At 73.4% G+C, this 9,790-nt stretch carries 7 protein-coding genes; 1 reads left to right on the plus strand and 6 read right to left on the minus strand.

The annotated features are described in order from the left end of the window. Positions 1-50: 50 nt before the first annotated feature. Positions 51-671: a LysE/ArgO family amino acid transporter gene (locus ACFWTE_RS21975; RefSeq protein ID WP_378781568.1), complete on the minus strand. Its 621-nt coding sequence runs from the start codon at positions 669-671 to the stop codon at positions 51-53. 72 nt (positions 672-743) lie between these two features. Here ACFWTE_RS21975 and ACFWTE_RS21980 point away from each other — a divergent pair, with 72 nt between their 5' ends. Then, complete coding sequence (locus tag ACFWTE_RS21980) at positions 744-1,637, plus strand: LysR family transcriptional regulator ArgP (RefSeq protein ID WP_378781569.1); 894 nt, start codon at positions 744-746, stop codon at positions 1,635-1,637. A 342-nt stretch (positions 1,638-1,979) separates the two neighbouring features. On the opposite strand, the gene ACFWTE_RS21985 is transcribed toward ACFWTE_RS21980, so the two are convergent. The 5 genes from ACFWTE_RS21985 to ACFWTE_RS22005 form a co-directional block, all read right to left on the minus strand. Then, complete coding sequence (locus ACFWTE_RS21985) at positions 1,980-2,765, minus strand: siderophore-interacting protein (RefSeq protein WP_378781591.1); 786 nt, start codon at positions 2,763-2,765, stop codon at positions 1,980-1,982. Positions 2,766-2,794: 29 nt separating this feature from the next. Then, entirely contained in the window at positions 2,795-4,192 is a 1,398-nt protein-coding gene (gene entS, locus ACFWTE_RS21990) for an enterobactin transporter EntS (RefSeq protein ID WP_378781570.1), read from the minus strand. Positions 4,193-4,298: 106 nt separating this feature from the next. Next, positions 4,299-4,505, minus strand: coding sequence for an MbtH family protein (locus ACFWTE_RS21995; protein WP_378781572.1), 207 nt, complete (start codon positions 4,503-4,505; stop codon positions 4,299-4,301). 68 nt (positions 4,506-4,573) lie between these two features. Further along, positions 4,574-5,554 (minus strand): ABC transporter substrate-binding protein, encoded by a 981-nt coding sequence (locus ACFWTE_RS22000; protein ID WP_378781574.1) that lies wholly within the window; start codon positions 5,552-5,554, stop codon positions 4,574-4,576. A 154-nt stretch (positions 5,555-5,708) separates the two neighbouring features. After that, entirely contained in the window at positions 5,709-9,743 is a 4,035-nt protein-coding gene (locus ACFWTE_RS22005; RefSeq protein WP_378781576.1) for an amino acid adenylation domain-containing protein, read from the minus strand. Positions 9,744-9,790 lie beyond the last annotated feature (47 nt).

Raw genomic sequence — 9,790 nt, forward strand, 5'->3', positions numbered from 1 at the left:
GGAAGAGCGTCGGGGGCGGGGCGCGGATGCGCGCCGGAGAGGCGGGAGGGTCAGGCGCCGAGGGCCATCCGGACACCGAGCGTGAGCATGACCGCGGCGATGAGCGCGTCCAGGACCCGCCAGGACCCCGGCTCGGCGAAGAGGGGGCGCAGCAGCCGCGCGCCGAACCCCAGTCCGAAGAACCACGTGAGGCTCGCCGTGAGCGCGCCCCCCGCCCACCACCAGCGGGCGTCCCCGGCCTGCTGGTTGGCGAGGGAGCCGAGGAAGACCACCGTGTCCAGGTACACGTGCGGGTTGAGCCACGTGAGCACCAGCGCGGTCGCCACCGCCGCCCTGCGGCCGCCGCCGACGGCGCCGCCGACCACGAGCGCGCCCGGCCGGAGGGCGCGGCGCACGGCGAGCAGACCGTAGACGACGAGGAACCCCGCGCCGAGGAGCCGGACCGCGACGACGAGGCCGGGGGCCGCCCCGATCACGGCTCCTATGCCGAGGACCCCGGCGGCGATGAGCAGGGCGTCGGACAGGGCGCAGACCAGCACCACGGGGAGGACCGTGCCCGGGCGGCCGTCGATGCCGACCCGCAGGACGTAGGCGTTCTGCGCGCCGATGGCCACGATGAGCGCGAGCCCGGTGCCGAACCCGAGCAGGGCGGGGAGAAGTGTGTCGTTCACCGTCAGAACGCTAGGACGGGGTCGGTGTGCAGTAAAGCTAAACTTTCTTAGAACCCCTAAGGGAGGCTTAAGATGCCGTTCCAGTTCGAGCACCTGCGCACCCTGACGACACTGGTCGACGAGGGCACCTTCGAGGCGGCCGCCCGGCGGCTGCACGTGACCGCTTCGGCGGTGTCCCAGCGGGTGCGGTCGATGGAGCAGGGCACGGGAAAGGTCCTGGTCCAGCGGACGAACCCGGTGCGGACCACCGCCGCCGGCGACGTCGTGCTGCGCTACGCGCGCCAGGTCCTGCTGCTCGACGCGGACACGGCCGCCGAACTGCGCCCGGACAGCGGGGACGGCCGGGTGTCGGTCCCGCTGGCCGTGAACGCCGACAGCCTGTCCACCTGGTTCCTGGACGCGTTGGCGGACCTGCCCGCCGAAACGGGCACCGTGTTCGAGATCCACCGCGAGGACGAGGAGCACACGACGTCGCTGCTGCGGTCGGGGACGGTGATGGCGGCGGTCACCTCGAACCCGGAGGCGGTCCAGGGGTGCACCGTGGCGGGGCTCGGCGCGATGCGCTACCGGGCGGTGTGCAGCCCGGAGTTCGACGCCCGCCACCTGGGCGGGCGCGCCGACCCCGAGCTGCTGCCGCAGGCGCCGGTGGTCAACTTCGACCGCCGGGACGACCTCCAGGACCGGTTCGTGCGCGAGTCCACCGGGCGTGATCCGGCCGGGCCGAGGCACTACATCCCGGCGTCGGAGGACTTCGCCCGGACCGTACTGCTCGGGTTCGGGTGGGGCGTGGTCCCCGAGCGCCAGTGCGCCGCGGAGATCGGGGCGGGGCGGCTCGTGGAGCTGGCCCCGGAGCACCCGGTGGACGTGCGGCTGTACTGGCAGCGGTGGAACCTGAGGTCACCGGCGCTGGACCGGATCTCCGAGGTGGTGCGCGCGGGTGCGGCCACCCGCCTCCACGCGTTCTGATCCGGGTCCCGGGGACGGCCACGCCACCAGCTCGGCGAACGGGTGGTCGTCCAGGTCGACAGGCCTGTCGCAGGAGAGCACGTACCCGATGCACCGGTCCGCTTCCAGTGCGGTGTCCAACCGTCCCAGCGGCCGAGGCGTGGAGCCGGGCCGGTGCGGCAGGTGCCGCAGCCGAAGGTGGCCACCAGCGGGGATCGCCATGAGTGGGCGCCGCCCGGTCTGCCATCCCCGGAACGTGGAAATGTCTACCCGGGCCTCCGACCGGCGGGCCCCGGCCCCGCGACCGTTGCGGCGGCAGGGCCGGGGCGGCGCCCCACACGTCAGGGGCCGCCCGCTCCCCCCCTACTCGTCGTCGTCCTCGTCGTGGTGGTCGAGGTTGGAGGTGCCCCGGCGCCAGTAGCCGTCGGCCTCGCAGGTCTCGTTGCGGACGAACCCGCGCTCTTTGAGCAGGCGGCGGATCGGTGTGAGGGTGCTCGCCTCACCGGCCGCGTACACGAACCCCTCGCCCCCGGGCAGCTCCAGGGAGCGGAACGCCTCCAGCAGCAGGTCGGTGCCGCCGGGCTCGGCAGCCCCCCTGTGCAGCCAGGTGATCCGGGCGTCCGCGGGGGTCTTGATCTCCTGCTCCTCGTCGGCGTCGACGACCTCGAAGAACGCGAAGACGCGGGCGTGCGCGGGCAGTTCCTCGACGTAGCGGGCGGCGGCGGGCAGCGCCGTCTCGTCCACCAGCAGCACGTGGTAGTCGAACTCCCCGGTGATCCACGCGGTGCCGCGGGGGCCGAGCACGCCCAGTTCGTCACCGGGTCGGGCCGCCTGCGCCCAGCGCCCCGCCGGTCCGTGGTCGTGGGCGACGAAGTCGATGGTCAGACGCTGGGCGGCGGTGTCGAGCGCGCGGACGGTGTAGTCGCGAAACACCACCCCGGGGGCGCGGAAGTTGAGGCAGCGGTCGTCCTCCACCACGGGCAGGACGTGCTCGCCCCCGGCGTCGGGGAACCACAGCTTGACGTGGTCGGCGAAGTGGTCGCTCTCGAACCCGGCGAGGTCGGGGCCTGTGAAGTGGACGCGGATCATGCGCGGGGTGATGCGCTCGACGTCGGACACTGCCAGGACGCGACGCTTGAGCGGGTACATCTCGACGCGGCGCTCGTGGGTCGGGGTGGTCACTGCTTCTCCTCGTTGGTGTCGTTCCGCCCGGGGCGGAGACTGTGGTGGCGCCGCTCCGCTCCGCTGCGGGGCGGCTCCGGCGCCGCCCCGGAGCCGGGGCGGCGAAGCCGGAAAGGGTGCGGACGCCAGCCCGCGGCGTGGGCGGGGACGCTCTCGGGTTCGTGCAGGACCTGGGCGGTGCGCAACCCGGCGAAGGCCACGGCGAGGGCGCCCACGCACACCACGGTCAGGGCGCCGCCCGCGAGCATGGCGCCCGCCGCGCCGATCAGCGGGGCGACACCTCCCAGGGTGAGCGCCCCGGCGGAGTTCCCGAGGGTGGACTGGGCTGTCCACACGGCGTTGACACGACCGCGCAGACGGTCGGGGGTGTGCGACTGGAGCAGGGCGTAGCGCAGGATCTCCTCGACGACCTGCCCGAAGCCGAGGAGGGCGAGGAAGGCGAACGCCAGAGGTGCCCAGGAGGAGGCTCCCACGCCGGCGACCGCCAGCCCGCACAGGGCCACGGCGACCAGCAGCACCGCACCGGTGCGGCGGGCCCGTCCGGCCCATCCGCTGGTGAGGGATCCCAGGAGCGCGCCGACGGCCGGCGCGGTGTACATCAGGCCCGCCAGTGCCTCGCCGCCGCCGAGGACCCGGTCGGTGAACTCGGGGATGAGGACGACGGGGGCGGCGAAGAGCATCTGCACGAGGCCGAGCAGGAGCAGGGGGCCGACCACGCGGTGGCGAAGCGAGAAGACCGCCCCTTCCCGCAGGGCGGCGAGCGCCGACTGCCCGCGGTCGTGCTCCCCGGCCTCCAGCCTCGGCAGGCGCCAGACGAGCGCGGTGGTGACGAGGGACAGGGCTGCCGTGATGACGTAGTTCGTGCCCATCCCCCATGCGGCGATGATGAGGCCGCCCAGGGCGGGGGCGAGCACGGAGCCGAGCTCTCCGTTGAGGGCGAGCAGTGCCCCCGCCGCGGGGAGCTTGTCGCGGGGCACGAAGCCGGGTCCGGCGGCCTGGAGGGCGACGGCGCTGAAGGATCCGAGGACCCCGTTGAAGGCGGCGACGGCGTAGACGACCCAGAGCCAGGGCTCGGCGGGCACGAGGGTGTTGGCGGCCAGGACGCCGAACCCGACGACGGCGGAGGCCCGTCCGACGACGATGAGGCGGCGCCGGTCGCCCCGGTCGGCGAGGGTGCCGCCGACGAGGGTGCCGAGCAGGACGCTGACGGCGGTGGTGGTGTGGACGGTCGCGACCATGAGCGAGGAGCCGGTGAGCTGGTAGACCTGCATGGGCAGGGCGACCGCGGCGAATCCCAGCCCGAAGATGGAGATGAGCCGGGCGACGAAGACGATCCTGAACTCACGGCTCAGGCGCAGCGGACTGGTGTCGACCATCAGCTGGGAGAGCTTCACGGGGTCCTTCGCTGGTGTGTGGTCGGAGTCGCTCTGGGGGGAGGACCGGTGGTGGGGACCCGGGCGACGGGTCCCCACCAGGTGTGTGCGGGCGGGAGCGTACCGGTCAGGCCATGGCCTCCCGGAGGCTGCGCGGCCGCAGGTCGGTCCAGTGCGTGTCGACGTACTCCAGCGCCTCGTCGCGCCCGGCCGGGCCGTACACGGTGGTCCACCCTGCCGGGACCGGGGCGAACTCCGGCCACAGCGAGTGCTGGTCCTCGTCGTTGACCAGCACGAGGAAGGTGCCGTCGGGGTCGTCGAACGGGTTGGTCATGGGGTTCGCTCCTTGTCCGTGGGGTGGATCCGGCGGGTGGTGCAGTGGGGGCGGGGGCGGGTGAGGCCCTAGAGCCCCCGGAGGACGTCCTCGACCTGGTCGAGGACGTCGTTGGCCTGGGCGTAGGTGCGCGAGAAGCTGTGGCGCAGGGGGTGGACCTGCTCGTCCTCGACGGCGGGGAGCGTGCCCCACAGCTCCTGGTCGAGCAGGTCGGCGGTGAAGGGGTCCGGTTCGCGGGTCACGTCGGTCTCGTAGAACACGACGTCGGCGTCGCCGAGCTCGTCGAGGTTCTCGTAGGAGTACCAGGCCGCGAACTCCTCCCCGGCGGGCTCCGTCGCGGCGGTGGGGCGGGCGCCGAGCTCGTCGAGGATCAGGGCCCCCCAGGCGTTGGTGTTGACCACGGCGAACTCGTTGTCCACACCGAAGACGACGGCGAAGGTGTGGTCCGCGAGCTGGTCGGCGTAGGTCTCGCCGATCTCGGCCGTGCGGGCCTCGAAGGTCTCCCGCTCGTCCTCGGCGCGCTCTCCGTCACCGACGACCTCGGCGAGTTCGAGGGTCATGTCGCGCAGTTCGGCGCCGGCCCCGTCGAAGTCGAACAGGACGGTGGGCGCGATCTGGGACAGGTCCTCGAAGTGGTCCTCGTAGTCGCCGTGGCCGACCTCGCGCACGCCGCCGATGATGAGGTCGGGTTCGGTGGCGGCGAGGGCCTCCAGGTTGAGTTCCAGGCTCATGGCCTGGACGGCGGGGGCCGACTCCAGGACGCCCAACTGGTCCTCGGTGTAGAGGCTGGTGTTGGGCTCGATGACCCCGGCCGGTTCGATCCCGGCCTCCAGGAGCACCTCGTTGCCGAACTCCAGGGCGACGACGGACTCGGGGGCGGCGGGGATCTCGACGGGGCCGTAGTCGGTCTCGACCGTCACCGTGCCCTGGGTGGCGGCGTCGGCTTCCCCGCCGGTCTCCCCGTCGCCGCAGGCGGTGAGGGCCAGGGCCAGGGCCAGACCGGTGGCGGTGAGGGTGCCGCCCCGAAGACGGGTCGTCTGCTGTGTCACGGTGGTTGCTTCCTGTTTTCTGTGGGGGTTGTGCGCCGTCCGGGACGGGGCCGGGCCAGGGCGCGGAGTGGGTCGGAGCGTGGACCCTCGAACTTTGATAAGGATAGCCTTGCCTAAATTCACTGTCCCGTCCAGGACGGGTTTCGGGCGGGTGTCATGGCCGGGCCCCGTTCGGTCCGGTGCGGGGGTCAGCGTGGCCGGGTGACCCGGACGGCGGTGTGCGCAGGGCCCGGTCGATCTCGGGTCCGATCACCGCCAGGGCGGCGGGACCGGTGAGGTCGTTGTGGTGGTGGTCGACGGCGACGTCGACCACCTGCCCGCTGACGTGCTCCTTCCACAGCTCGGCGGTGATGCCGGACTCGGGGTCGCGCCGGGCGGTGGCGGAGAAGAAGTGCAGGTCGCCCTCGAAGACCCGGTAGCGGGTGTGGTGCATGACCTCGGTGGTGTACATGCGGGCTCGCACGACGCGGTCGATGGTGGCGGCGTCGAAGTCGGCCCACACGCCGTCGCTCTCCCGGAGGAATTCCACGACGTCCTCGCGCCGGTAGGGCGGGGTGAGCCGGGAGGGGAGGTCGCGCTGGGAGCTGGAGAGGAGGAAGTCCAGCGCCTCCTGCTCCGATTCGGCCTCGCTCATGGGGCCGCCCGCGGCGCGGACGGGCTCGGAGTCGGTGGGGTAGGTGTCCAGCAGGGCGAGGAAGGCCACCTGTTCGCCCTCCGACTGCAGGAGCGTCGCCAGGGCATGCGCGATCTGCCCTCCGAAGGACCAGCCGACGAGGTGGTAGGGGCCGTTGGGCTGGACGGTGCGGATGTGGCGGGCGTACAGCTCGACCAGGTCGTCCATGGCGGGCGGGAGCGCGCCGTCACGCAGGCCGGGGAACTGGACGCCGACGATGGGCCGTTCGCGGTCGAGGTGGGGCGCCAGCCCGGCGTAGGACCAGCTGAACCCGCTGGCCGGGTGGAAGCAGAACAGGGGTGCGCGGCGGCCTCCCTCGCGCAGGCGCAGGACGGTGGCGAGCAGGTCCTCCCTGCGCGGTGATGCGAGGTAGTCGCGCAGGCGGGCGACGGTGGGCGCGGCGATGAGGTCACCCGCGCGCAGCCGCTGCCCGGTGCGCTTGCGGATGCGGCCGACCAGGCGCATGGCGAGGAGGGAGTGGCCGCCGAGGTCGAAGAAGTCGTCGTCGGGTCCCACCTCGGCCACGCCCAGGACGGCGGCGAAGTCCGCGCAGAGGGCGCGGTCGACGTCGTCGCGGGGCGCTCTCCCCGCGGGCCCCCGGCCGGTGGGCGCGGGCAGGGCCGCACGGTCGAGCTTGCCGTTGACGGTGAGCGGGAGCCGGTCGAGGACGACCAGGGCGGAGGGGACCATGGCGTCGGGCAGGGCGTCGCGCAGGTCGCGGCGCAGCGACTCGGTGTCGAGGCCGGTGTGCGCGGCTGTGCCGGGCACGACGTAGCCGACCAGCCGTGTGAGGCCGGGGCTGTCCTCCCGGACGGTGACGGCGGCCTGGGCGACGTCGGGGTGCTCCTCCAGCGCGGCGACGACCTCGCCCGGCTCGATGCGCACGCCCCGGATCTTGACCTGCTCGTCGGCGCGCCCGAGGTAGTCCACGCGGCCGTCGGCGTCCCAGCGGACCAGGTCGCCGGTGCGGTACATGCGGCTGCCCGGCGCACCGAAGGGGTCTGCGGTGAACCGCTCGGCGGTCAGGTCGGCCCGGTTGGCGTAGCCGCGGGCCAGCCCGACGCCGGTGACGTACAGCTCTCCGGGCACCCCGGGGGCGACGGGACGCAGCGACGTGTCGAGCACGTGCACGTCGGTGTTGGAGACGGGGCGGCCGACCGTGGGGGTCTCGCTGTCCCCCGTACCGCCGCCGAGGGTGTTGATGGTGTACTCGGTCGGCCCGTAGAGGTTGTAGCCGAGCACCCCGGGGGCGTCGCGCAGGGCGTCCCACACGGTGGCGCTGACCGCCTCGCCGCCGAGCAGGACGAGCGGGGGCCGGTGGCGGCCGGCGTCCAGCAGTCCGTCCTCGACGAGCTGGCCGCAGTAGGAGGGGGTCACGTTGACGACGTCGATGTCCCGGGCCTCGCAGTAGGAGACCAGGGCGGCGGAGTCGCGGCGCAGCTCCTCGTCCATGAGGTGGACCTCGTGGCCGTCGATCAGCCAGAGGAGCTCCTCCCAGGACATGTCGAAGGAGAACGACACCGTGTGCGCGACGCGGAGCACGCGCCCTCCCTCCCCTTCCACGACGGGGTCGAAGATCTCCGCGCGGTGGTTGACGAGCATGTTCACGAGGCCGTGGTACGGGACCTGGACACCCTTGGGCCTGCCGGTGGAGCCGGAGGTGTAGATGACGTAGGCGAGGTGGTCGGGGCGGTGCGCGGCCGAGGGCACGCGCGGGGAGGTGTCGAGGGCGGCCAGCCGGTCGCGGGTCTCGGCGGAGTCCAGGTGCAGGCGCCGCTCGCCGGTGTCGCCGGGCAGGCGGGGGGCGGCGTCGGCGTTCGTGACGGTGACACCGGGTGCGGCGTCGGTGAGCATGTGGCGCACCCGGTCGACCGGGTGCTCCAGGTCCAGGGGGACGTAGGCGGCGCCCAGCTTGAGCACCGCGAACAGGGTGGCCACCCAGTCGGCGGAGCGGGGCAGGGCGATGGCGACCCGCACCTCGGGTCCCACCCCCAGTCTCCCGAGGAGGCGGGCGAGGCGTTCGGCCCGGTCGTCGAGTTCGGCGAAGGTGAGGGTCTCCTCGCGTGTGACCAGGGCGACGCGGTCCGGCCAACGCCCGGCCGAGGCCTCGAACAGCCCGGCGAGCGTGGTGTCGGGGAGGTCGCGGGCCCGCCCCCGCCCCAGGGCGAGCGCGGCGTCGGCTTGGTCGGGGGTGAGCGCGTCCACGGCGGCGACCCGCGCCCCGGGCCGCGCGGTGATCCGACCCAGCAGGCGCACGGTGCGGTCGAAGAGGTCCTGGGCGGTGTCGGCGCCGACGCAGTCGGTCCGGTAGGCGAGGCTGAGCCGGAAGTCGTCGCCGGGTTGGGCGACGAGGGTGAGGGGGTAGTGGGTGGCGTCGGAACCGGTCACCGAGTCCAGCCCGGTGCGTTCGCGGACCCGCTGGTAGCGCTCGTCGTCGCGGGGGATGTTGCGCTGCACGTACAGGGAGTCGAAGAGGCGCTGTCCGCCGACGGCCGCCTGGATGTCGGCGAGGCCGACGTGGTGGTGGGGCAGGAGGTCGGCCTGTTCGCCCTGCACCCGCACGAGCAGGTCGCGGACGGTCTCGGCCGGGAAGACGCGCACCCGCACGGGGACGGTGTTGAAGAAGACGCCGACGATGGAGTCCACACCGTCGATCTCCGGCGGCCGTCCGGCCACGGTGCTGCCGAAGACGACGTCGTCGCGTCCGGTGTGGGAGCGCAGGACCAGGCCCCACGCCGCCAGGAGGACGGTGTTGACGGTGACACCGGTGCTCCGGGCCAGGGCGGTGACCCGGCCCACGAGGGCCGGGTCGAGGACGCCGTCGACGGTGCGGGGCATGAGGGTGGCGTCGCCGACGCCGCCGGGCGAGACCAGGGTGCCCTCCTCCACCCCGTCGAGGGCGGCGCGCCAGGCGTCGAGGGAGCGCTGCCGGTCCTGGCGGGAGAGCCAGACCAGGTAGTCGCGGTAGGGGCGGGGCGCGGGCAGCCCGGTGTCGTCACCGCCGCGCAGGTACAGGTCCATGAGCTCGGCGTTGTACAGCTCGCCCGACCAGCCGTCCATGACGATGTGGTGGAACGTCAGGACGAGGGCGTCGCGGTCCGGGCCCAGCCGGACGAGGACGTGGCGGATGAGGGGTGGACGGGACAGGTCGAAGCGGCGTTCGCGCTGGCCCACGCGCAAGTGTGCGAGGCTGCGGCGCGCCTCCTCCTCCGGCAGGTCGGAGAGGTCGACCTCGCGCCAGGCGACGGGGACCTCGCGGGGGATGAACTGGACCGGGCGCTCGACCCCCTCGTGCATGAATCCGGCGCGCAGGGCGGGGTGGCGGCGCAGCAGGGTCTGGGCGGCGGCCCTGAGCGCCCCGGCGTCGACCCTGCGGGTGAACTCGAAGACGTTCTGCACGGTGTAGACGTCCAGGTGCTGCTCGTCCTTGACGGAGTGGAACAGCAGCCCCTCCTGGAGGGTGGCGAGGGGGAGCACGTCCTGGATGTCGCCGTGGCCGCCGGCGCTCGTGGTCATGGGTGTCCTCATTCGTTCGTGTGCGGTGGCGCGTGGTCGTGTGGCGG

Origin of the sequence: Nocardiopsis sp. NPDC058631 (assembly GCF_042716955.1) — a bacterium.
Lineage (GTDB): Bacteria > Actinomycetota > Actinomycetes > Streptosporangiales > Streptosporangiaceae > Nocardiopsis.